The organism is Novosphingobium humi (assembly GCF_028607105.1).
In the GTDB taxonomy this organism is placed as follows: domain Bacteria; phylum Pseudomonadota; class Alphaproteobacteria; order Sphingomonadales; family Sphingomonadaceae; genus Novosphingobium; species Novosphingobium humi.
In genome coordinates, this window is sequence record NZ_CP117417.1 from 2,275,957 (window position 1) to 2,298,027 (window position 22,071).

The following is a 22,071-nucleotide window of genomic DNA, read 5'->3' on the forward strand; positions in this document are numbered from 1 at the left end:
ATGAGGGGCGATTGCCGCAGAAATCCGGCATTGAGGCAAGCCTGCGCCGCATTTGTCGCGAAATGTATTGCCAATGGGGCATCGCGCCTTGACTGCCCCTTTTGCCCCTTTGGCGGGACTGGACTTGCAGGCGCCGCCGTGGCAGGCGTCTTCCCGCTATGAACACCGCCACCATCCCCAATTCGCCCCTGCCCAATTCATTGCGCACGCAACCGGATGAACGCGGCCATTTCGGCCAGTTCGGCGGGCGCTATGTCGCTGAAACCCTGATGCCGCTGATCCTCGATCTGGAGCGCGAGTATAAGGCCGCCAAGGCCGACCCCGCGTTCAAGGAAGAATTCGACGATCTGATGAAGCATTTTGTGGGCCGTCCCAGCCCGCTCTATTATGCGCCCCGCATGACGGACCATTTCCGCGCAGCAGCAGCGGCGCAGGGCAAGCCGGAAAATGGCGCGCAGATCTGGTTCAAGCGCGAGGAATTGAATCACACCGGCGCGCACAAGATCAACAATTGCATCGGCCAGATCCTGCTGGCCATCCGTATGGGCAAGACCAAGATCATCGCCGAAACGGGCGCTGGCCAGCATGGCGTGGCCACGGCCACGGTCTGCGCGCGCTTTGGCCTGCCCTGCACGATCTTCATGGGCGCGACCGACGTGGCGCGCCAACAGCCCAATGTGTTCCGCATGAAGCTGCTGGGCGCCGAAGTGGTGCCGGTCACCAGCGGTGCGGCGACGCTGAAAGACGCGATGAACGAGGCGCTGCGCCACTGGGTCGCCCATGTCCATGACACGTTCTATATCATCGGCACGGCGGCGGGTCCGCATCCCTATCCCGAATTGGTCCGCGATTTTCAAAGCGTGATCGGCACCGAGGCGCGCGCGCAATTGCTCGAACGCACCGGGCGTCTGCCCGACATGCTGATCGCGGCGGTGGGCGGCGGCTCGAACGCCATCGGCCTGTTCCACCCCTTCCTTGACGACACCGACGTTCAGATGATCGGCGTCGAGGCGGGCGGTCATGGGCTGGACAAGGAACATGCGGCCAGCCTCACCGGCGGCAAGCCCGGCATCCTGCATGGCAACAAGACCTATCTGCTGCAGGACGAGGACGGCCAGATCACCGAGGCCCATTCGATTTCGGCGGGTCTGGACTATCCCGGCATCGGGCCGGAGCACAGCTGGCTGCACGAGATTGGCCGCGTGCGTTATCTGCCCGTCACCGATGATGAGGCGATGGAGGCGTTCCAGCTCTGCTGTCAGCTGGAGGGCATCATCCCGGCGCTCGAATCGGCCCATGCCCTTGCCGCCCTGCCCGAAGTGGCCACCGCGATGGGCAAGGATCAGATCATCATCGTCAATGTCTCCGGCCGCGGCGACAAGGACATCTTCACCGTGGCTGAAAAGCTGGGCGTGAAATTGTGAAATTGACTGGTTTGTCTGCGGCTGAATTGCTTACTCTGCATGCCGATGTGGCGGACGAATTGCGTCATCGCGAGATAACCCGCAGTTCAAATAACCCTGCTGGAGATTATGCCGAGTATCTGTTTTGTAAAGCTTTTGGTTGGGTTCAGGCGGACAATTCCGTTAAGTCGTTTGATGCCACAGACCCAGCCACGAAGATGCGCTATCAAATCAAATCAAGGCGATTGACGGCCCCTAACACATCGCGTCAATTGAGCGCACTGAGAAACCTAAAAGATCAGGGATTTGACTATCTGGCAGGGCTACTTTTCGATCGGAATTATGGAATCGAACGAGCTGCACTGATCCCTTATGATCAGGTTTTAAAACTATCCAAATACGGTGAACATACAAACAGTTGGCGATTTATGCTGAGAGATTCAGTCTGGCTCGAAGCAGGCGTCATAGATGTATCGGACAAACTTCGCGCCATGGTGATTCAATGACCCGCCTCTCCGCCGCCTTTGCCAAAGGCCGCCCTGCCCTTGTCACCTTCATCACCGGGGGCGATCCCACGCCGGACGCCACCCCCGCTATCCTTGATGCGCTGGTCGCGGGCGGGGCGGATGTGATCGAATTGGGCATGCCCTTTACCGATCCGATGGCCGATGGCGCGGCGATCCAGGCCGCAAACCTGCGCAGCCTTGCCGCCGGAACGCGCACCGCCGACATTTTCCGCATCGCCAAGGATTTCCGCGCGCGCCACCCGGACGTGCCGCTGGTGCTGATGGGCTATGCCAATCCGATGGTGGCGCGCGGGGCCGAATGGTTTGCCGCGCAATGCGCCGGGGCGGGCGTCGATGGTATCATCTGCGTCGATATTCCGTCCGAGGAAGATCCCGAAATCGGCCCCGCCCTGCGCGCGCAAGGCATCAGCTTCATCCGCCTTGCCACGCCTACCACCGACACCGCGCGCCTTCCCGCCGTGGTCGATGGCTCGTCGGGCTTCCTCTATTACGTCTCGGTCGCGGGCGTGACCGGCAAGCAGCAGGCCGCCGTCGATACGATCAAGGAGGCCATGGCCCGCATCAAGGCCGGCACCGACCTGCCGATCGCAGTGGGTTTTGGCGTGCGCACGCCCGAGCAGGCCGCCGCCTTTGCCGCCCATGCCGAGGGCGTCGTGGTGGGCTCTGCTCTGGTCGATCTGGTGGCCCAGCATGGCGCCGATGCCGCAGGCCCGATCCGGGAATACACCGCCGCCTTGGCAGACGCGGTGCATAACGCTAAGGGCCAAGCATGAGCTGGCTTAACAAAGTACGCAATTCGCTTTCCTCGCTCACCGCGAAGAAGGACGATACGCCCGACAACCTGTGGATCAAGTGCAAGAACTGCAACGAGATGCTGTTCGCTCAGGAATATGAGGCGAATCTCTCGGTCTGTCCGCGCTGTGATCATCACGGCCGCATCGGCACGGACGCGCGTTTCGCGCATCTGCTCGATCCCGGCTTTACTGTGCTGCCCACGCCCAAGGTCAAGGAAGACCCGCTGAAATTCCGCGATACGAAGAAGTATCCGGACCGCATGAAGGCCGCCCGCGCCGCCAATCCGCATCCCGATGCGCTGACCAATGCCCTTGGCAAGATCGAGGGCAACAAGGTCGTGCTGGGGGTTCAGGACTTCGGCTTTATGGGCGGCTCGATGGGCATGGCTGTGGGCGCGGCTTTCGTGGCCGGGGCCCAGCGTGCCTTGAAGGAAAAATGCGCCTATGTGATCTGCACAGCCGCAGGCGGTGCGCGTATGCAGGAGGGCATTCTGTCCCTGATGCAGATGCCCAAGACCACGGTGGCGGTGCGCCGGCTCAACAATGCTGGCCTGCCCTATATCGTCGTGCTGACCGATCCGACGACGGGCGGCGTGACAGCCTCCTACGCGATGCTGGGCGATGTGCAGATTGCCGAACCGGGCTGTCTGATCGGCTTTGCCGGACAGCGCGTGATTCAGGACACGATCCGCGAAAAGCTGCCCGAAGGGTTCCAGCGCGCCGAATACCTGCATGAACACGGCATGGTCGACATGGTCGTCCACCGCCATGCTCTGCGCGAGAAACTGGCGCAGGTGCTCTCCTACCTCACCGCCGCCAAGGCGGCCTGACACGCGATTGACGGGGTGATCCGGTGAAGGATTTTGCCATCTCGGACCACCCCGGCGTGGCCGCGCAATTGGCCCGGCTGGAACAGCTTTCCGTGCCGCAGGGGCGGCTGGGACTGGAAATCATCGAAGGGCTGCTCGCGCTTCTGGGCAATCCCGAGCGTCGCCTGCCCCCGGTGTTCCATGTGGCGGGCACCAATGGCAAGGGCAGCACCTGCACCTATCTGCGCATGATGCTCGAAGCACAGGGACTGGTGGTGCACAGCGCCACCAAGCCGCATCTGGTGCGCTATAATGAGCGGATAAGGTTGGCCGGGCGGCTGATTGAGGATGATCTTCTGGCCGATCTTCTGGCCGAAGTGCTGGACGCCAATGATGCGGGCGAGGATCTGGGGCCGAGCTTTTTCGAGGTAACGACTGCCGCGATCTTCCTCGCCTTTTCGCGCATCCCGGCGGATGTCTGCGTGATCGAGGTCGGGCTGGGCGGGCGGCTGGATGCCACCAATGTCATCCCCAATCCTGTCGCCACCGGCATTGCCACGCTGGGCATTGACCATGAAGGCTTTCTGCTGCGCCCCGAGGAAGGCGCGCCAGAGGTGCCTTTGGCCCGCATCGCCTGGGAAAAGGGCGGCATCGTGCGCCCCGGCGCGCCCATGGTGACGCTGGACTATCCCGCCGTGGCCGAGGAGCAGATCGCGGCCCTGACCGCCAAGGCCGGGGCGCCGTGGATCCGGCGCGGGCGCGACTGGTTTGCCGAGATCGGTGAAAGAATCGAATATCGCGATTCGCAAGGTCCCCTCTCGCTGCCCCTGCCCACGCTGGCCGGACGACATCAGGCGGAAAATGCGGCACTGGCCGTGGCGCTGATCCGGCACCAATCCGCAGTGGCGGTCAGCCCAGAGGCCATGGCGCAGGGCATCCGCGTCGCGCGCTGGCCCGCGCGGTTGCAGCGTCTTGGCGATGGGCCGCTGACGGGGCTGGTCAAAGGACGCGCGGTTTGGCTGGACGGGGGGCACAATCCCGATGCGGGCCTTGCCATCGCGCGCCATTTTGCCGATGCGCCGCCATTTCACCTCATCACCGGCATGTTGGCCAACAAGGACCCCAGCGCGATTATCGCCCCGCTGGCGGGCAAACTGCTCTCGCTCAGCGTCGTCCCTGCGCCCGGCCATGATGCCCATCGGCCCGAGGATTTCGCGCCCTTCACCGCCCTGCCCGCCCAGCCCTTTGAGGATGTTGAGCAGGCTTTGCGGGCTTTGCCGGCGGAGGGGGATGTCTTGATTGCCGGATCGCTGTATCTGGCCGGGGATGTGTTGCGGCGGAATTTGGAGTTTCCGGATTAAGACGGGAAAGGTGCCTCCGGCGGGCAAAGGGACTCGGTCCCTTTGCAATCCCGTTACTGTCTGTGTTGCGCTTTGAGTTCGACCAAGGTGGCCAATACGCGATGTTGAAACAGTAAAGCCTGCGGCGCCACCTAAGTGCGCCGCAGGCTTTATTTATTTCGGCCCAAACCCTCCAACCTCCCACCACCCAATTAATGGGATTGCAAAGGGCCCCCGCCCTTTGCCCGCCGGAGGCAAACCCTTATTCCTTAACTGCCCGAGCCTCCGCCCGGCTCACCCTCACCCACTCCATCAACACAAAGGACACGCTGACCACGCCCGCCAGCGCGGTGGCGCGGAACACCGGCCCATAGCCATAGGTGTCGAACGCCTCGCCCGCCACGCCGCGCCCCAGCGTGCCGACGAGGAACGTCAGCGAGGAAAGCAGCGCATATTGGATCGCGGTATAGCGCTTGGACACCACGCTGGAGACATAGGCGACGAAGGCCGTCCCCGCGAGGCCGGTGGCGATGTTTTCATAGACGATGGCCAGCAGCAGACGCAGCATCCGCGCATCGGCCCCCAGCGCCCCGCCCAGCCGGTCCAGCATCAGCACATGGGCAAAGGCGTCGATCACATGCCCGCCATCGGCAAGGTCGGCATAAAGCAGATTGCCCAGCGGCGGCAGCATCGCGCCCAGCAGAACCGTGGGGAAGCGCCCGATCCGCAGAAACAGGTATCCGCCCAGCGAGATGCCGAACATCGTCATGATAATGCCGAAGATTTTCGAGGCGAAGGCCACCTGATCCTTGGTGTAATGCAGATAGTCCAGATAGAAGGGAAAGGCGAAGCTGGACCAGATATTGTAACAGAACGCATAGGTCAGGATGAAGCCCAGCACCACCAGCACCCCGGCCCGCAGCCGCCCCGCCAGTTCAGCCAGAGGCGTGACCAGCGCGGCATAGATGTGGTTGGCGATGGTGCGCGAGGGGCCATGGGCATGATCCTCTTGCCCCAGAACGCCCAGCGCGCGGGCCTTCAGGTGGTTCGCCACGCTGGCCACGATCAGCGGCACAAAGACCGTGGCGCCGACGATCCACGGCCCCTGCGTCTTTGTAAATTCGGCCACCGAGGGCAATTTGCCCCCCGGCGCCACCGGGGCCAGCATCGCGATCATGAAATGGGCGATCGTGGCAATGGCCCAGACCCAACTGGCCAGCACGATGAACAGCAGGACCGCCCGCACCCCCGGCGCCAACTCGCCCGGCGCCCCCAGATCGGCGTGCAGGCGCGCGGTGATCGTGCGCGGCGTATCGGGCGCACGCAGCGTGACCAGCGCCATCAGCCCCATCAGCCCGGCCATGGCGCCAAACACCTGCGGCCATGACATCCGCGCCGCCAGCATCAGCGCCAGCGCCCCGCCCACGATGGAGGCGGTGCGATAACCGAACTGATAGAGCGCGGTCAGCAGTTCGAGGCTGGTGTCCTCATCGGCATTCTCGATCCGCCATGCGTCGAGCGCGATGTCCTGCGTGGCGCTGGCAAAGGCGGCGATGAAGGCGATGATGGCGAAAGTGCCGATGGCGCGCGTGGGGTCGGTGATGGCCAGCCCGGCAATCGCGCAGGCCAGCACCGCCTGACACAGGATGATCCAGCTGCGCCGCCGTCCCAAAGCCTCCAGCCCCGGCAGCTTCAGCCGGTCGACCAGCGGCGCCCAGAGGAATTTGAACGAATAGGACAGGCCGATCCATGACAGCACGCCAATCGTCGCCAGCTTGATCCCCACCTCGCCCAGCCAGGCATTCAGCGTGCCGATCAGCAGCGCAAAAGGGAGCCCTGAGGAAAAGCCGAAGCCTAGCATACACCCCGCCTTGCGCGTCGAAAGCGCCACGCGCAGCAGCGCCAGCCCCTTGGGCCGGGGCGGTTTTTCCGCATCCGCCGGGGTGTTGTTCTGGGCGCTGATGGCCATGCGGGTTTGGTCCTGAATAATGGAAATGAAGGGGCAAGATTAGGCGGTATGATGAACAAAAAGAAAGGGCAAATCGCCGCGCGTCCACCGCTTTTGACCTGTGGCCCGAAGAAGAGTAAGGCGGCCCCATGGCTTATACCAAGAATCCCGGTGGCCCTTCCAAGGGTCCTTCATCGCGTGGCCCCGCCTCGCGCAATGGCCGCGCGTCCGACGCCGCCCCCCGCGGGAAACCGCAATTTGACCGCAGCGGCAAACCGCAGGCTGAACGGAGCGGCAAGCCCTCCTATGGCGGCAAGCCCTCCTATGGCGACAAGCCCTCCTATGGCGACAAGTCGCGGGCGGGCGGCAATGCCCAATCGGCCAATAAGCTTTATCCGCCGCGCATTCCCCGGCCGCCGCGCCCCGCGCCCGAACCGATCAACAAACTGGAAGGCGAAGGCGAACGCATCGCCAAAATGCTGGCGCGCGCGGGCGTGGCAAGCCGCCGCGAGGTCGAGCGCCTGATCGAGGCAGGCCGGGTCAAGGTTGGCGAGATCACTGTCACCACGCCCGCCACGCTGCTCACCACGCTCAAAGGGGTCACGGTTGACGGCAATCCGGTCAAGGCCCCCGAAGCGGCGCGCCTCTATGCGTTTCACAAGCCCAGCGGCCTCATCACCGCCGAGCGCGATCCCGCCGGGCGTCCGACGATCTACACCGCGCTGCGCAACGCCCTGCCCGAAGGGACGCCGCGCCTGATGCCCATCGGGCGGCTCGACCTTAACACCGAGGGTCTGCTGCTGCTGACCAATGATGGCGAATTGAAGCGCGCGATGGAATTGCCCAGCAGCGGCATCCCGCGCACCTATCGCGCCCGCACCTTTGGCGACATTACGCAGGACCGGCTGGAAGAGCTGATGGAAGGCATCGAGGTTGACGGCATCCGCTATGGCCGGATCGACGCCAATATGGAGCGCCGCACGGGCCGCAACCAGTGGATCGAACTGACGCTGAGCGAGGGCAAGAACCGCGAAGTGCGCCGCGTGCTCGAAGCTCTGGGGCTTCAGGTCAGCCGTCTGATGCGCATCAAATACGGGCCGTTCGAATTGCTCGATTTGCCGCGCGGACAGGCGATCCAGATCCCGCAGGTGCAGGTCGAACGCTTCCGCAAGGGGCTGAAATTTGCCAAGGCGCGCGGCGAATGATCCGTATCATTGCCGGCGAATGGCGTGGCCGCAAACTGGCCGCGCCCGAAGGTGACGACACCCGCCCCACCGCCGACCGCACCCGCGAGACGCTGTTTTCCATGCTCAACAGCCGCCTTGGCGGGTTTGAGGAACTGCGCGTGGCTGATCTCTTCGCAGGGTCGGGCGCGCTGGGTCTTGAGGCGTTGAGCCGGGGCGCGGCGCATTGCTTGTTTGCCGAACAGGCCGCCCCCGCGATCCGCGCGATCCGCACCAACATCGCCAACCTCAAAGCCCACGCCCGCTGCGACGTGCGCGCGGGCAGCGTGATGGCCCTGACCGCCACCAAACAGCCGCTCGACCTCGTGCTGCTCGACCCGCCCTATAATACCGGCGCGGGACAGGTGGCGATCGACAAGCTGCGCCGCCTCGGCTGGATCGGGGAAGGCACATGGGTTGCGCTGGAAACCGCCGCGACCGAAAATCCGCAGGTGCGCGGGTTTGTGGTCGATGCCGAGCGGAAGGTGGGTAAGGCGAAGATTACCTTGTTCAGGATGGAAGAGAAGCAGGAAGGGTAAGATGCGAGGGTCTAGACCCTCGCGCTCCCATTACTGTCTATGTCGCGCTAAAAGTTCGACGTTTTGGGTCGGGCGCGGCGTTGGAAAAATGAAAGCCTGCGGCGCTATTTAACTGCGCCGCAGGCTTTCATTTTAATAGCCCAAGACCTCAAACCCACCCTATTAACGGGATTGCAAAGGGCCCCCGCCCTTTGCCCGCCGGAGGCAAACCTTCACTTCACCTTCAACCGCCGCGTCCACCCGATCCCGATCAACGTAACGACACCCGCAACCGCCGGGATAATCCCGATCCAGTTGCCCAGCCCCTTTTCGATCAGGGCCTGCGCCAGCACCGGGGTCAGCGCGCCGCCGATGATGCCGCCGGCGTTAAAGGCCATGGAGATGCCGGAATAGCGCACCTCGACCGGGAACAGGCCCGATAGCCAGCCCGAAAGCGGGCCATAGGCCATGCCCATGGCGAAGAGCGCGGCCGAGAGGGTGACAAAGACGATGATAAGGCTGCCCGAAGAGAGGCCCATCCAATAGACCGCGCCGATCACCGCGCCCAGCGAGGCGCCCCATGCCAGAATGCGCCCCGAGCCAAAGCGGTCGGACCAGACGGCCGCGCAGGCGATCCCGGCGGCCAGCATCAGGTTGGCCGCCAATTGCGCGACCATGAAGCCGGTGCGCGGATAGTGGAGCGGCCCGGTGCCTTGGGCCAGCGCGAAGGCTGTGCACAGATAGAAAAGAGAAAAGCAGGAGACGACACCCGCACTGCCCGCGATCAGCGGCTTCCAATGCTGCGAGAGCAGCAGGCCCAGCGGCACTTCGGGCGGCTTTTCATGCGCGCGGGCGGCGGCAAAGGCGGCGGTCTCGGTGATCTTCAACCGCACCCACAGCCCCACGCCCACCAGCACCACCGAGAGCAGGAAAGGAATGCGCCAACCCCATGCCTTGAAATCGGCCTCGGGCATGACAAGGCCAAGGATCAGGAACAGACCATTGGCCGCCAGAAAGCCCACCGGCGCGCCAAGCTGGGGGGCGCAGCCAAAGCGGGCCTCCCAGCCGCGCGGGGCATTTTCCACCGCCAGCAGCGCCGCCCCGCCCCATTCGCCGCCAAGGCCAAACCCCTGACCAAAGCGGCACAGGCACAGCAGGATCGGCGCCAGCACCCCCGCCTGCGCATAGGAAGGCAGGAAACCCACCGCCAGCGTCGAACCACCCATCAGGATCAGCGAGGCCACCAGCGTGGACTTGCGGCCGATCCTGTCGCCGAAATGGCCAAAGGCGATCGCGCCCACCGGTCGCGCGACAAAGGCGATGCCCAGCGACATGAAGGCCAGCAGCAATTGCCGCCCCGGCGCCGCCTCGGGAAAGAACATCGGGCCGAACACCAGCGCGGTGGCGGTGGCGAAGATGTAGAAATCGTAGAATTCGACCGAAGTGCCGACAAGGGCGGCGGTCAGGATTCGGGCGTTCTTCGCGATCGGGTGCGGCATGTTCTGGCTCATGGGCGCAACGGGTTGATGGCGGAATGGCCTCAGGTCAACCCAAAATGCAGTTTTCTGCCCAAAACCCCCTCTTGCACCCGGCGCCCATGTTCTCTAGGCGTTCCGCATGACTGTCCCGCATGACCCCGCTCACGAGGCCCCCTGGCTGGCCAATCTGAACCCGCCCCAGCGCGAGGCGGTGCTGACGACCGAGGGGCCGGTGCTGATGCTGGCGGGCGCAGGCACGGGCAAGACGGCGGCATTGACCGCGCGTATGGCGCAGATCATTGCGCAAAGACTGGCTTGGCCCTCGGAAATCCTGTGCGTGACCTTTACGAACAAGGCGGCGCGGGAAATGCGTGAGCGTGTGGGCCATCTGATCGGGCCTGCGGTGGAAGGGATGCCATGGCTAGGCACGTTCCATGCCATCGCGGCCAAGATGCTGCGTCGCCATGCCGAACTGGCGGGCTTGCAGAGCAATTATACCATCATCGACACCGACGATCAGTTGCGGCTTTTGAAGCAATTGATTCAGGCCGAAGGGCTGGATGAAAAGCGCTGGCCCGCCAAGGCTTTGGCCGGGTGCATCGACCGCTGGAAGAACCGGGGCTTTGGGCCGGGCGATCTGGATGCGGTGGAAAACGAGGCCTATGCCAATGGACGCGGCGCGCATTTCTATCGGCTGTATCAGGACCGGCTGAAGGCAGTGAACGCCTGCGATTTTGGCGATCTGCTGCTCCATATGCTCGATATTTTCCGGCGGCACCGCGATGTGCTGGAGGAATATCAGCGCCGTTTCAAATATATCATGGTGGACGAATATCAGGACACCAACTCGGTGCAGTATCTCTGGCTGCGCCTGTTGGCGCAAGGGATCGAGGGGCGGCGCCACAATATCTGCGTGGTGGGTGACGATGACCAGTCGATCTATTCATGGCGCGGGGCAGAAGTCGCCAATATCCTGCGCTTTGAAAAGGATTTTCCCGGCGCGAAAGTGATCCGGCTGGAGCAGAATTATCGCTCCACCCCGCATATCCTCGGCGCGGCCAGCGGGCTGATCAAGGAAAACAGCGAGCGTCTGGGCAAGCAGCTTTGGACCGAGGCGACCGGCGGCGACAAGGTGCGCGTGATCGGCGTATGGGACGCGCCAGAGGAAGCGCGCCGCGTGGGCGAGGAAATCGAGCGACTGGAGCGCGAGGGGCTGCCCCTCGACCGTATCGCCATTCTGGTGCGCGCCCAGTTTCAGACGCGCGAATTCGAGGACCGGTTCATCAGCATCGGCCTTGCCTATCGCATCATCGGCGGCTTCCGTTTTTATGAACGCGCCGAAATCCGCGATGCTTTGGCCTATTTGCGGATCATCACCCAACCCGCCGACGATCTGGCCTTTGAGCGGATCTATAACACGCCCAAGCGCGGGCTTGGCGACAAGACGCTGGAAAAGCTGCACCGTTTCGCGCGCGCGCATGAGATGCCGCTGGCCGCGGCCGCGCTGGCCATGGCCGATACGGACGAATTGCCGGCCAAGGCGCGCAACACGCTGCTGGCGCTGATGCGGGATATGGCGCGTTGGCGCGATCTGGCCAAGACGGCAACGCCTGCCGAACTGGCGCGCGTGATGCTCGACGAATCGGGCTATACCGCCATGCTTCAGGCCGACCGCAGCGCGGAAAGCGCGGGGCGTCTGGAAAACCTGTCGGAGCTGGCCCGCGCGATGGAGGATTACGAGACGCTGGGCGATTTTCTTGAGCATGTCTCGCTGGTTATGGACAATGAGGCGAACAATGACGCCGAAAAGGTCACGATCATGACGATCCATGCGGCCAAGGGGCTGGAATTCGACCATGTGTTCCTGCCCGGTTGGGAAGAGGGCGTGTTCCCTTCGCAGCGTTCTCTGGACGAAGGCGGCCTTGCCAGTCTGGAAGAGGAGCGCCGCCTCGCCTATGTGGCGATCACGCGGGCGCGGCGCCATTGCACGATCCTGCACGCGGCCAACCGGCGCATCTATGGGCAATGGACAAGCTCGCTGCCCAGCCGTTTCATCGGCGAATTGCCCCCCGCCCATATCCACAGCGAAAGCACGATGACCGGCGGGGCCAGCCTGTGGCGCGCGCAATGGAGCGAGCGGGACGATCCCTTTGCCCATCTGGCGCAAAACAAGCCCCAGCGGATGGAAACGCGCGGTCCGGGCTGGCAACGCGCCAGCCAGACAACCTTTGCCCCATCGCGCAAGATCGCAGAAAATACCCGCAGCGCGGCCAGTTTCGCCGCCACGCCGCGTCTGGACATCCGCATCGGCGACAAAGTGTTTCACGAAAAATTCGGCAATGGCACGGTCAAGGCGCAGGAAGGCAACAAGCTGGAGATCGAATTCGACAGCGGCGGGTTCAAGCGCGTACTGGACAGTTTTGTAAAGCGCATATGATCTCCGAAAGGCGACTATAAGCAATTCCCATGAGGCCCTGCCCCATCACGCACTTGCAGCATCGCGCGCGCTCTGGCACGGCATGAGGCAGGACATTCACGGCGGGGAAAAGACATGACGCAATCGGCCACGGCCATCGAACCGGCAGACTATCGCCGCGTGCTGGGCCATTATCCCACGGGTGTCGCAGCGATCACCTCGACCGATGCCGATGGCGCGCCGCTGGTGCTGGTGGTGGGCACGTTCACCTCGGTTTCGCTTGATCCGCCGCTGGTGGGCTTTTTGCCGACCACCACCTCGGCCAGTTGGCAGGCGATTGCCGCCACGGGCCAATTCGCCGTCAATGTGCTGGGCAGCGATCAGGCGGCGCTGTGCGGGCAACTGGCCGGGCGCGGGGATAAATTCGCCGGGGTGAAATACACGCTTTCGGAAGGGGGCCTGCCCCTGCTGGCCGATGCGCTGATCACGATCGAGGCCGATATCAGCGCCACGCTGCCTGCGGGCGATCATGATTTCGTGCTGGGCGCGGTGCGGCGGATGAATGTGGCGCGCGAGGGCGATCCCCTGCTGTTTCATCGCGGAAATTATGGCGGTTTTGCCGCGCTGTAACGGCAAAAGGTCAGCGCCAATTTGAACCCATCTGGCGTTGCGCCATGCTGCTTGGATGCGCCAAACGCTGGTGCGGACGAGAAGAGGTGGCATGACGCGCGAACTGATAACTTTCGAAGTGTCGCGGCAATTGTTCGGACTGGATATTGCCGCGATCCGCGAAATCCGTGCGTGGTCGCCGGTTGCGCGCTTTCCCGGCGCGCCGTCCTATATCGCGGGCATGGCCAACCTGCGCGGAAACACCCTGCCGATTGTCGATCTTGGCTCGCGTCTGGGCTGGGGCACGACCCAGACGACCGAGCGCCATGCCATCATCGTGGTGCAGATGGGCGCGCTGATGGCCGGGCTGATCGTTGAAACGGTATCCGATCTGGTCAATCTGGCCGAGGAATCTTTGCAGCCGCCGCCCTGCCTAGGGGTGGAGGAGATGACATCCTTTATCGACGGGCTGGCGCCGGTGGGCAATCGCATGTTGCTGGTGCTCAATCTGGCGCAACTGGTCGGCCGCGACTGGTTGACGAGCGGGGAATAGATCCGCGACTTATTGCTGCCCCTACCTAAAGCTGGCTTGACGCCCGCCGGGCTTGTGAACAAAATCGCGCCTGTTCAGCCCTATCAAGGTCGCGGCGCCACCCCCGATGCCCTGGCCGAACCATCAGAGGATCATCCATGCCCGCTCTCCGCCTCGACCGCCCCCGCCGCAGCGTGCTGTTCATGCCCGCCTCTAACCCCAAGGCGCTGGCCAAGGCGCGCGAGGTGGATGCCGACGTCATCATCCTCGATCTGGAGGATGCCGTTGCGCCCGAACAGAAAGAGGCCGCGCGCGAGGCGGCGGTGCGCGCGCTCTATACCGGCGGGTTTGGCCATCGCGAGGTCGCGGTGCGGGTCAACGGGCTGGACACCGAATGGGGGGCCGAAGATCTGGAAGCGCTAGCGCGTGCGGGGGCCGACGCGCTGCTGGTGCCCAAGGTTTCCAGCCCGCAGGATGTGCTGCGCTATCATGAGGCGCTGGCCGATGCGCCCTCGGACCTTCAGCTTTGGGCGATGATCGAGACGGCCGGATCGGTGCTGCGGCTTGACGCCATCGCCTCGCTGGCGCGCCAGACGCGGCTGGCGCTCTGGGTGATCGGGCCGAATGATCTGGCCCGCGAATTGCGTGCGCGGCCCGATGCGGGGCGCACGTTTCTGCAACCCTTCCTGTCGCTGGCCGTGGCGGCGGCGCGGGCGCATGGTCTGTCCATTCTGGATGGGGTGTGCAATGAATTCAAGGATATGGATATCTTCCGCGCCGAAGCCGCGCAGGGTCTGATGTTCGGTTTCGACGGCAAAACGCTGATCCATCCCGCCCAGATCGCGCCCTGCAACGAGGTGTTCAGCCCCTCGCCTGCCGAGCTGGAATGGGCCGGGCGGGTGATCGAGGCTTTTGCCCTGCCCGAACATGCCGGCAAGGGGGCGATCAAGCTGGACGGGCGGATGGTCGAACTGCTCCACCGCGATCAGGCGCAGAGCCTGCTGGCCATGGCAAGGCGGATCGCGGCGCGCGGATAGGGGTGATAGGCCGAAATCAAACCGCATTTCGCAACTGCGGCATGGAAAGCCTTCAATGCATTGGTGAATTTTTGTAAAACTGACCTATGTATTAACACTTTTTCGGTAGAATCACTCGGTCTGGATCAACAAGAGTGGGCCTGCCGAGCGTGCCAAAACCAAGACTGACCCATTGGCTGCTCAGCACCGGCGAGAAAGTCTCGGCGCCCATCGCCGCCCAATTGGCCAATGGTCTGTTCGCATCGCTGCCGATTTTCATCGGCGGGGTGATCAACAGCGTGGCCGTGGCGGCGGTGGCGGCGGGGCGGATGCACACCGCCCCCTTCATCGGCTGGATGGTGTTCGAGGCGGTGCTGGGGCTGGTGCGGATCGGCGTGGTCCAGTCCTCGCACAGCGCGACGCCCGAAAAGCTCGAGCGGCTGCGCCATCTGGCCAGCGCGCTGTCGGTGGTATGGGCGGCTTCGGTGGGGATCGGCACGCTGCTGTGCCTGACCAGCGGCGACTGGGTGCTGGCCACGATTGCCTGTCTGTCGACCGCGGCAATGGTCTGCGGCATTTGTCTGCGCAATTTCGGCACGCCGCGTCTGGCCGCCGTCATGACCTTTGCCGCGCTGGCGCCTTGCGCGGTGGGCGGACTGATGACGCAGGAGCCTTCGCTGCGCATCATCAGCGTGCAATTGCCAATCTTCATGACAACGATCTTTTCCGCCTCCTTCGGGCTGCACCGGATGCTGGTTTCGTGGATGACCACCACGGCGGAATTGAACCAAAGCAAGGCGTTGAATGAGACCATCCTCCAGTCCAGCCCTGATCTGACGCTGATCCTGGACAAAGGCTACAAGGTGGTTTTCAGCAACCGAGAGCCGGACGACCTGTATTGCGAGACACAGTTGGTGGGTCTGGATTTCTTGAGGATACTGGAGGAGAAGGACCGTCCGGCCGCCGCCACGGCCCTTGAACAGGCCCAACGCGGCGGGCCCGCAAGTTTTACCATTTCCTTTACCCGACCCAGCGGAGAAAAACGCTGGTATGACACTATCGTCAGCGAAACCTCGGATTCCTCGGGCCGGCTGATTGTGGTGGCGCGCGACATTTCGCGGCAAAAGCATTCCGAAGAACATGCCATCTGGATGGCGCATCACGATACGCTGACCGGCCTGCCTAACCGCGCGGTGCTTCAGGAAAGGCTGGATGCCGCGCTGGTGATGGCCGAAGGGCGCGAGAGCATGCGCGATCCGGCCCGCAATGACGCGGTCCCCAGCCACGCCTTGCTGATTGTTGATGTCGACAATTTCAAGGCGATCAATGACACATTGGGCCATGATGGCGGCGATGTGCTGCTGCGCGCGCTGGCGGCGCGGCTGTGTGCGGCGGTGGGGCATGGCGATCTGGTGGCGCGCACGGGCGGCGATGAATTCGCGCTGATCGTGGCCGCAGGCGATGCCGAGGCGCTGCATCGCATCGCGGCGCGCATCTATGAGGAATTGCGCGAACCCATCCTGCATGGCGACCGCGTGATGGAATGCGGCGCCAGCATCGGGGCCAGTTTCATCCCGCAGGACGGGCCGGGCCGTTCCGAGGTGATGAAGGCCGCCGACATCGCGCTCTATGCCGCCAAGGCGGCGGGCCGGGCGCAGATGAAGATCTTTGAGCCCGCCATGATGGACGAGGTAGAGCGCCATCAGGCCATGATCACCGCCGCCCGCTTCGCCCTTAAGCGCAAGACCATCGTGCCGCACTATCAGCCCAAGGTCTGTCTGGGCGGTGAAGGACGCGGCGATGGGCGCATCGTGGGCTTCGAAGCGCTGCTGCGCTGGCGCGACCGGGATGGGCATGTGCGCGGCCCCGATGCGATCAAGGCCGCCTTCAACGACCCGATCCTGAGCGTGGCGATCAGCGATTACATGCTTGATATGATTTTGGATGATATCGAAGGCTGGGTGGCGGGGGGCGTGCCCTTTGGCCATGTGGCCGTCAATGTGACCAGCGGCGATTTCCGCCCCGGCGGGATTGTCGAAACCGTGCTGGACCGGCTCAAGGCGCGCGATCTGCCCGCATCATGCCTTCAGATCGAGGTGACCGAGGATGTGTTTCTGGACAAGGGCGTGCTGGATGTCGAACGCGCGCTCAAACGACTGAGCCATCACGGGTTGCGTATCGCGCTGGATGATTTCGGCACCGGCTATGCCTCACTTTCGCATCTTACCCAATTCCCGGTGGACCTGCTCAAGATCGACCGTTCCTTTATCGGCCAGATCGGCGCCAAGGGCGATGCCGAGGCGATTTCCTCGATCGTCATCAATCTGGGCCATTGCCTTGGGCTGGAGGTGATCGCCGAGGGCGTCGAAACCATCGCGCAGCAGGAGCATCTGATCGCGATGGGCTGTGACACAGGGCAAGGCTATCTCTATGCCAGAGCGATGCCCGCCGCCGAAGTGGCCGCCCATGTGCGCGAGCATGAAACCGCCCGCGCCCTGCTCCACCTGCGTCAGGCCTGATCGCGGCTTTCGCCCACCACCTGCCAGATGGCGATGAACAGCGCGGCGATCACCGGCCCCATGACAAAGCCGTTGAAACCCATCAGTTCAAACCCGCCCAGCGTGGTGATCAGCACCACATAATCAGGCACCCGCGTGTCGCGCCCGACCAGAATGGGCCGCACCAGATTGTCGACGCTGCTGATGACAAAGAACCCCAGCGCGCCCAGCGCCGCCCCTTGCCACACCGATCCCGTGGCCAGCAGATAGACCGAAACCGGCACCCAGACGAACCCCGTGCCCACCGAGGGAAACAGCGAAAACACCCCCATCGCCACGCCCCACAGCAAGGCTCCCGGCAGGCCAAGCACCCAGAAACTGAGCCCCCCGATCGAGCCTTGCAGCACGGCGACGATCAGGCTGCCCTTGATGGTGGCGCGGATCGCCTGAAGGAATTTGGCGATCAGCAGGTCGGTCATCGCCCGTTCCAGCGGCACCGCCCGCGCGATCTTTTCGCCCAGCGCCCTCCCGTCGCGCAGCAGGAAATAGGCCAGATAGAGCATCACCCCCAATTGCAGGAACAGACCCAGAGTGCTCTGCCCCAATTGCAGCAGTTGCGGGCCGACATTGCGCAGCAGATCGCCCATTTCACGGCTGAGCCATCCGCGCAGGTCATCCAGACTGGCCAGCCCGGCCACGCCCAATTGCCCCTGAAGCCAAGGCGGCATCCGCATCTGAAGCCCGGCCAGAAAGCGTAAAGGGTCGATCTGGCCCGATTCGATGCGGGCATAGAGCACCCCGCCCTGTTCGATCAGCGCCGCCCCCAGCGCCAGCGCGGGCAGCACCACAACCGCCACCACCACCAGCAAGGTCATCGCCGCGCAGCGATCCGGATGGCCCGGCATCGAGCGCATCAACCGTTGATAGAACGGGTCGAACAGCACCGCGACGATCACCGCCCACAGCACCGCCCCCCAAAAAGGCACCACCAGCCAGCCGAAAGCCAGCGAAATCGCCACCACCAGCCCCAACAGAAACATGCGCGCCGGTTGCATCTGGCGGTTCTCCCGATTGATCACGACCCTATGCATAGCCCGAGCGGGGCGCAGGGCAACAGTGTGATCGGCGTTTAGCCAGACTTGGGCGACCAACAGATTTCCTTGAATGTCTATTTTAATGATTGAGATTAGAAGCGAGTCAACTCTACCTAATTGATAGAAATTAATGGGTGAGCATCACAGGGGGGATATTCGCATGTGGCCCGCGCCCGGCAAAAGCCGGAACGCCGCATGCGCATTCCCGATCACCATCGCTTGAACGCGGCCCGCCGTGTTGCAAAGTCAAAGGATCGAGTATGAAACTGCGCCAGATTTTCCTTGCCAGCGTGGCCGGTGCCGCATTTTTCGCCGGCCCGGCCCATGCCGCCGACGAAGCGCCCGCCGAAGCCGCAGAGCAGGTTCAGGCCGAGGCCCCCGGCGACATCGTCGTCACCGCCCGCCACCGCAGCGAAAGCGCGCAAAGTGTGCCTTTGGCCATCTCGGTGCTGGGCGGGCTGACGCTGGAGCGGAACGGCGCGTTCAACGTCAATCGCCTGCAGCAGTTGGCCCCCACCTTGCAGTTCTATTCCTCGAACCCGCGCAATTCGGCGGCCAATCTGCGCGGGCTTGGCGCGCCCTTCGGCCTGACCAATGACGGCATCGAACAGGGCGTAGGCATCTACGTCGATGACGTCTATTTCAGCCGCGCCGCGGCCAGCACCTTCGACTTCCTCGATGTGGCCCAGATCGAGGTGCTGCGCGGGCCGCAGGGCACGCTGTACGGCAAGAACACCACCGCCGGCGCGATCAACATCACCAGCCGCGCGCCCACCTTCAATTTTGAAAGCCGGGGCGAAGTGTCTGTCGGCAATTACGGCTACCGCCAGTTGAAGCTGGCCGTATCGGGGCCTTTGTCGGAAACGGTGGCGGCGCGCATCGCGGTGTCCTCGACCGGGCGGGGCGGCACGATCTATAACACCACCACGAAAAGCTGGGTGCAGTCGCAGGACAATCTGGGCCTGCGCGGGCAAATCCTGTGGCGCCCTTCGGCCACGGTCGATGTCACGCTGGCCGCCGATTACAACGAGCAGAACCCCTCGTGCTGCGCCACGGTCTATTACGGCTATGGCAGCACCCAGCGCTCATCCGCCCGCCAGTTCCCGGCGCTGGCCGCGCTGCTCGGCTATACGCCCGCCAGCGCCAATCCTTACGCCCGCGTGACCGATCTCGACAGCGAATTGCGCGCCACCAACCGCATCGGGGGGGCCTCGCTCAAGATCAAAGCGCAGGTCGGCGCAGGCACCTTTACCAGCATAACCGCATGGCGTTTTTGGGACTGGAACCCGTCGAATGACCGCGACTACACCGGCCTGCCGATCACCACGCTGAGCCAGAACCCGACCAAGCAGGAACAATATACGCAGGAATTCCGTTACAGCCTCGCAACCAGCCATTTCGACTGGAACGTCGGCCTCTTCGCCTTCAATCAGGCTGTCCACACCACCGGCACCCAGCAACAGGGCACCGCCGCCAGCCGCTTCCTGCTCTCATCGGCCCAGATCAACGCGATCTGCCCCACCGGTTCCTCGGCCACTTGCGTTCCCGACATCCTGAACGGTCTGACCGCCAGGAATGACATCCGCCTCAACAACACCAGCCTGGCCGCCTTCAGCCAGTTGAGCTGGAAGGTCACGGATCGTTTCACGATCCAGCCGGGCGTGCGCCTGAACTATGACCAGAAGAAGGGCTGGTACAATTCGGTCGTCACCAATTCGGCAGGCGCGCAGATCTTCCCGACCTCGGGCACCGGCGCCAATTCGCTGCTGGGCGCGCAGGCGGGTGTCTTGTCCTCGCAGCAATTCCCGGCGCGCTATTCGGCGTGGAATTTCAGCTATGACCTGACGCTCTCCTATGCGCTGGCGCGCGATGTGCGGGCCTATGCCACCTATGCCAAGACGTTCAAATCGGGCGGGGTCAACCTCAACGGCGTGCCCTCGGATGCCAATGGCCAGCCGATTCTGGCCGCCGCCACGGTCAAGCCCGAAACGGTCAACCATTTCGAGATCGGCTTCAAGAGCCAGTGGCTGGACCGCCGCGTGACGGTCAATCTGGCCGCCTTCCGCACCACCATCGACAATTTCCAGGCGCAGGTGACCAATGGCGCGCTGGGCGTGCTGCGCGGCTATCTGGCCAATGCGGAAAGCGTGCGCACGCAGGGTCTGGAAGGCGATTTCTCGGTGCGCCCCAGCGACCGTTTCAGCGCCTATCTGAACGCCGCGCTGACGGACGCGAAATACCGCAAATTCACCACCGCCCCCTGCCCACCTGAACTGTCTGGCGGCACGACGACCACCGGCACGCCGGGCGCGGCGGGCGCTCCGGGCGCGCTCAGCCCGGCCAGTTGCGACATTTCGGGCCAGCGCCTGCCGGGCGTGTCGAAATATGCGCTAAGCTGGGGCGGCGAATATAACATCCCGGCCAAGCTGTTCGGCAAGGATGGCGAGGTCTATGTCGGCTATGACGCCTCCTATCGTTCGAGCTGGTCGTCCAACGCCTCGGCCTCGATCTACACCTGGGTCAAAGGCTATTCGCTGCACAATTTCCGCGCAGGGTGGCGTCAGGACCGCGGGATCGACATCTATGGCTGGGTCCGCAACGCCACGGGCACCAATTATGTCGAGATGCTGACCGTGGCCAGCGGCAACACCGGCCTGATCGCGGCCAACCTTGGCGATCCGCGCACCTATGGCGCGACGGTGAAGTTCGAGTTCTGACCCTGCTGTCCGGCGCGGGCCATCCACCCGCGCCGGATCGCATCAGCAATAGATGCGCTGATACCGCCCGCCCAACTGGGTCAGGATTTCATAGGCAATCGTGCCCGCCTCCTGCGCCACAGCCTCAATCGGGCGATGCGGGCCGATGATCTCGACCAGTTCCCCCTCGGCCAGCGCGCCCTCGGGCAAGGCGGAAGCATCGACCACCGTCACATCCATCGACACTCGGCCCACGATGGGCAATGTCGCGCCCTGCGCCCACACCGCGCCCCGGTCCGACAGGCTGCGCGGGAAACCGTCGGCATAGCCGATCGAAAGCAGCGCCAGCCGCGTCTCGCGCGGGGCATGCCATGTCTGGCCATAGCCCACGCCGGTTCCGGCAGGCACAGTGCGGGTTTGCAAGACACGGGCTTGCAGCCCCACCACCGGGCGAAACGGCTCGGCTCGGCCGTCCGCAGGTTCGGCGCCATAAAGGCACAGGCCCGCACGGACCAGATCGCCATGCCAGGCCGCGCCCAATTGCACCCCGCCCGAATTGGCAAAACAGCGCGCCACCCCAGGAAACAGTGCGGCGGCCGCCTCAAAGCGCGCCAATTGCGCGGCATTCTCGGCCCGATCGGGTTCATCGGCGCAGGACAGATGGCTGATAATCGCCAGCAAGGGCACAGCGCCGCGAAATTCCGCATCGCCCGCCAATACCACCGCTTCTTCAAAACCAAGCCCATGGCGCGCCATACCGGTATCGACCTGAAGCATCGCCGGGCGGCCAAAGGCCTGCCATCGTCGCGCCTGCGCGATACTGTTCAGCACCGGCGTGATCCCGGCCTCGGCGGCAAAAGCCTCTCCCCCCGGATGCAGCCCGTTGAGCACCGCCAGCAAAGCGTCATCCGGCACCAGCGCACGAATGGCCAGCGCCTCAACCAGATTGGCGACGAAAAAAGCACGGCAACCCGCCGCTGCCAGCACCGGGACCACCTGCGCCGCACCCAGACCATAGGCATCGGCCTTGACCACGGCGGCGGCGCGCGCAGGCGCAACCTCGCACGCCACCCGGCGCCAGTTTTCCACCAATGCGCCCAGATCGATTGTCAAAACCCCCGGCGCGGGGGCCATTTGCGCCTGCACTTGCCTGTCACTCCAGTTTCACGC

General features: G+C 63.8%; 17 protein-coding genes. 13 read left to right on the plus strand and 4 right to left on the minus strand.

All coding sequences use genetic code 11. The annotated features are described in order from the left end of the window. Positions 1 to 158: 158 nt before the first annotated feature. The 5 genes from trpB to PQ457_RS10740 are packed head-to-tail and all read left to right on the plus strand — an operon-like array spanning position 159 to position 4,894. A complete protein-coding gene (gene trpB / locus PQ457_RS10720) occupies positions 159 to 1,424 on the plus strand; it encodes a tryptophan synthase subunit beta (protein ID WP_273616860.1) in 1,266 nt (421 codons plus the stop codon). Next, on the plus strand, positions 1,421 to 1,909 hold the full coding sequence (locus PQ457_RS10725) for a hypothetical protein (RefSeq protein WP_273616861.1): 489 nt from the start codon (positions 1,421 to 1,423) through the stop codon (positions 1,907 to 1,909). Before trpB ends, PQ457_RS10725 begins: the two co-directional genes overlap by 4 nt. Beyond that, positions 1,906 to 2,703 carry a tryptophan synthase subunit alpha gene (gene trpA, locus PQ457_RS10730; RefSeq protein ID WP_273616862.1) on the plus strand — a complete coding sequence of 266 codons (798 nt, stop codon included), beginning with the start codon at positions 1,906 to 1,908 and terminating at the stop codon, positions 2,701 to 2,703. Before PQ457_RS10725 ends, trpA begins: the two co-directional genes overlap by 4 nt. Continuing rightward, positions 2,700 to 3,554 carry an acetyl-CoA carboxylase, carboxyltransferase subunit beta gene (accD, locus tag PQ457_RS10735; protein ID WP_273616863.1) on the plus strand — a complete coding sequence of 285 codons (855 nt, stop codon included), beginning with the start codon at positions 2,700 to 2,702 and terminating at the stop codon, positions 3,552 to 3,554. Before trpA ends, accD begins: the two co-directional genes overlap by 4 nt. A gap of 23 nt (positions 3,555 to 3,577) precedes the next feature. Beyond that, the gene (locus PQ457_RS10740; RefSeq protein ID WP_273616864.1) at positions 3,578 to 4,894 is read left to right on the plus strand and encodes a bifunctional folylpolyglutamate synthase/dihydrofolate synthase; all 1,317 of its coding nucleotides are present in this window, start codon (positions 3,578 to 3,580) and stop codon (positions 4,892 to 4,894) included. Between the two features lie 241 nt (positions 4,895 to 5,135). On the opposite strand, the gene PQ457_RS10745 is transcribed toward PQ457_RS10740, so the two are convergent. Further along, positions 5,136 to 6,842, minus strand: a complete 1,707-nt coding sequence (locus PQ457_RS10745; protein ID WP_273616865.1) for an AmpG family muropeptide MFS transporter — start codon at positions 6,840 to 6,842, stop codon at positions 5,136 to 5,138. A 128-nt stretch (positions 6,843 to 6,970) separates the two neighbouring features. Here PQ457_RS10745 and PQ457_RS10750 point away from each other — a divergent pair, with 128 nt between their 5' ends. Together PQ457_RS10750 and rsmD are read left to right on the plus strand one after the other, a co-directional pair. Next, positions 6,971 to 8,026: a pseudouridine synthase gene (locus PQ457_RS10750; protein WP_273616866.1), complete on the plus strand. Its 1,056-nt coding sequence runs from the start codon at positions 6,971 to 6,973 to the stop codon at positions 8,024 to 8,026. Beyond that, complete coding sequence (rsmD, locus tag PQ457_RS10755) at positions 8,023 to 8,583, plus strand: 16S rRNA (guanine(966)-N(2))-methyltransferase RsmD (RefSeq protein WP_273616867.1); 561 nt, start codon at positions 8,023 to 8,025, stop codon at positions 8,581 to 8,583. Before PQ457_RS10750 ends, rsmD begins: the two co-directional genes overlap by 4 nt. A 212-nt stretch (positions 8,584 to 8,795) precedes the next feature. On the opposite strand, the gene PQ457_RS10760 is transcribed toward rsmD, so the two are convergent. Then, positions 8,796 to 10,073, minus strand: coding sequence for an MFS transporter (locus PQ457_RS10760; RefSeq protein WP_273616868.1), 1,278 nt, complete (start codon positions 10,071 to 10,073; stop codon positions 8,796 to 8,798). Between the two features lie 106 nt (positions 10,074 to 10,179). Between PQ457_RS10760 and PQ457_RS10765 the strand changes: the two genes are divergently transcribed. The 5 genes from PQ457_RS10765 (at position 10,180) to PQ457_RS10785 (ending at position 17,132) form a co-directional block, all read left to right on the plus strand. Continuing rightward, positions 10,180 to 12,477: an ATP-dependent helicase gene (locus tag PQ457_RS10765; RefSeq protein WP_273616869.1), complete on the plus strand. Its 2,298-nt coding sequence runs from the start codon at positions 10,180 to 10,182 to the stop codon at positions 12,475 to 12,477. A gap of 114 nt (positions 12,478 to 12,591) precedes the next feature. Continuing rightward, complete coding sequence (locus PQ457_RS10770; RefSeq protein WP_273616870.1) at positions 12,592 to 13,086, plus strand: flavin reductase family protein; 495 nt, start codon at positions 12,592 to 12,594, stop codon at positions 13,084 to 13,086. A 91-nt stretch (positions 13,087 to 13,177) separates the two neighbouring features. Continuing rightward, positions 13,178 to 13,618 carry a chemotaxis protein CheW gene (locus PQ457_RS10775; RefSeq protein WP_273616871.1) on the plus strand — a complete coding sequence of 147 codons (441 nt, stop codon included), beginning with the start codon at positions 13,178 to 13,180 and terminating at the stop codon, positions 13,616 to 13,618. A gap of 137 nt (positions 13,619 to 13,755) precedes the next feature. Next, positions 13,756 to 14,634: an HpcH/HpaI aldolase/citrate lyase family protein gene (locus PQ457_RS10780; protein ID WP_273616872.1), complete on the plus strand. Its 879-nt coding sequence runs from the start codon at positions 13,756 to 13,758 to the stop codon at positions 14,632 to 14,634. Positions 14,635 to 14,768: 134 nt separating this feature from the next. Continuing rightward, entirely contained in the window at positions 14,769 to 17,132 is a 2,364-nt protein-coding gene (locus tag PQ457_RS10785; RefSeq protein ID WP_273616873.1) for a putative bifunctional diguanylate cyclase/phosphodiesterase, read from the plus strand. On the opposite strand, the gene PQ457_RS10790 is transcribed toward PQ457_RS10785, so the two are convergent. After that, positions 17,123 to 18,190: an AI-2E family transporter gene (locus PQ457_RS10790; RefSeq protein WP_273616874.1), complete on the minus strand. Its 1,068-nt coding sequence runs from the start codon at positions 18,188 to 18,190 to the stop codon at positions 17,123 to 17,125. The genes PQ457_RS10785 and PQ457_RS10790 overlap by 10 nt on opposite strands. A 275-nt stretch (positions 18,191 to 18,465) precedes the next feature. On the opposite strand from PQ457_RS10790, the gene PQ457_RS10795 reads away from it, so the two are divergent. Next, a complete protein-coding gene (locus PQ457_RS10795) occupies positions 18,466 to 20,922 on the plus strand; it encodes a TonB-dependent receptor (RefSeq protein ID WP_273616875.1) in 2,457 nt (818 codons plus the stop codon). A gap of 42 nt (positions 20,923 to 20,964) precedes the next feature. On the opposite strand, the gene alr is transcribed toward PQ457_RS10795, so the two are convergent. Then, a complete protein-coding gene (gene alr, locus PQ457_RS10800) occupies positions 20,965 to 22,047 on the minus strand; it encodes an alanine racemase (RefSeq protein WP_273616876.1) in 1,083 nt (360 codons plus the stop codon). Positions 22,048 to 22,071: the final 24 nt, after the last annotated feature.

Bases quoted from the DNA above. Each gene is read 5' to 3' on its own strand.
- trpB (WP_273616860.1), top strand. From the start codon at position 159: ATGAACACCGCCACCATCCCCAATTCGCCCCTGCCCAATTCATTGCGC.
- PQ457_RS10760 (WP_273616868.1), bottom strand. From the start codon at position 10,073: ATGAGCCAGAACATGCCGCACCCGATCGCGAAGAACGCCCGAATCCTG.
- PQ457_RS10795 (WP_273616875.1), top strand. From the start codon at position 18,466: ATGAAACTGCGCCAGATTTTCCTTGCCAGCGTGGCCGGTGCCGCATTT.
- PQ457_RS10745 (WP_273616865.1), bottom strand. From the start codon at position 6,842: ATGGCCATCAGCGCCCAGAACAACACCCCGGCGGATGCGGAAAAACCG.
- PQ457_RS10765 (WP_273616869.1), top strand. From the start codon at position 10,180: ATGACTGTCCCGCATGACCCCGCTCACGAGGCCCCCTGGCTGGCCAAT.
- trpA (WP_273616862.1), top strand. From the start codon at position 1,906: ATGACCCGCCTCTCCGCCGCCTTTGCCAAAGGCCGCCCTGCCCTTGTC.
- rsmD (WP_273616867.1), top strand. From the start codon at position 8,023: ATGATCCGTATCATTGCCGGCGAATGGCGTGGCCGCAAACTGGCCGCG.
- PQ457_RS10775 (WP_273616871.1), top strand. From the start codon at position 13,178: ATGACGCGCGAACTGATAACTTTCGAAGTGTCGCGGCAATTGTTCGGA.
- accD (WP_273616863.1), top strand. From the start codon at position 2,700: ATGAGCTGGCTTAACAAAGTACGCAATTCGCTTTCCTCGCTCACCGCG.
- PQ457_RS10750 (WP_273616866.1), top strand. From the start codon at position 6,971: ATGGCTTATACCAAGAATCCCGGTGGCCCTTCCAAGGGTCCTTCATCG.
- PQ457_RS10770 (WP_273616870.1), top strand. From the start codon at position 12,592: ATGACGCAATCGGCCACGGCCATCGAACCGGCAGACTATCGCCGCGTG.
- PQ457_RS10780 (WP_273616872.1), top strand. From the start codon at position 13,756: ATGCCCGCTCTCCGCCTCGACCGCCCCCGCCGCAGCGTGCTGTTCATG.